The organism is Tyzzerella sp. An114, assembly GCF_002161055.1.
In the GTDB taxonomy this organism is placed as follows: Bacteria; Bacillota; Clostridia; order Lachnospirales; family Anaerotignaceae; genus Fimicola; species Fimicola cottocaccae.
Window position 1 is genome coordinate 1 of sequence record NZ_NFLT01000075.1, and the last position, 623, is coordinate 623.

Sequence of the window (623 nt, forward strand, 5' to 3'; positions counted from 1 at the left end):
TTAGGTTTACAGGATAGCATAATCTGAACTGTTTCATATTCTTCTTTAGTGACTATTCCTTTGTGGTCATTTTCTATAAGTATCTGAGGAACTTCACCTTTATTTATTTTTCTCTCGAAGGGTACTATATTCATACTATATGTTTTTTGATGAAGTATATCTCCTGTATATATTGGATTTTTTAATATTCCATATACTGTTGCTGAATTCCATATTTTATTGCCTTTAGGACTTTTAATTTTATTTTCACTTAATTCTCTTGCTATTATATGAATACCCTTTCCATTAAGATATTCATCATATATAAACCTTATAACTTTTGCTTGTTTTGGTGAAAGTTTAAGTCTACCTTTCTTATTGTTATAGTATCCATAAGCTGGGTTTGACATTATGTATGTTCCATCTAAAAACCTTTTTTGTACACTCCACTTTTGATTTGTTGATATACTTTCTGATTCTGCTTGTGCTACTGAACTGTATATAGACAATAAAATTTCGCTTTTTTCAGATAGTGTATGTATTTTCTCTTTTTCAAAGTACACATCAACTTTTAATTCCTTTAAACTTCTTACTATACTTAAACAATCAATTACATTTCTTGCAAACCTTGATATTGACTTTGT

Annotated in this window: 1 protein-coding gene; it reads right to left on the reverse strand. The window is 27.9% G+C overall.

Annotated elements, in window-relative coordinates; translation table 11 throughout:
• Positions 1-623: recombinase family protein (locus tag B5E58_RS13320; protein WP_143597294.1), on the reverse strand; the 623-nt coding region annotated here is incomplete at both ends.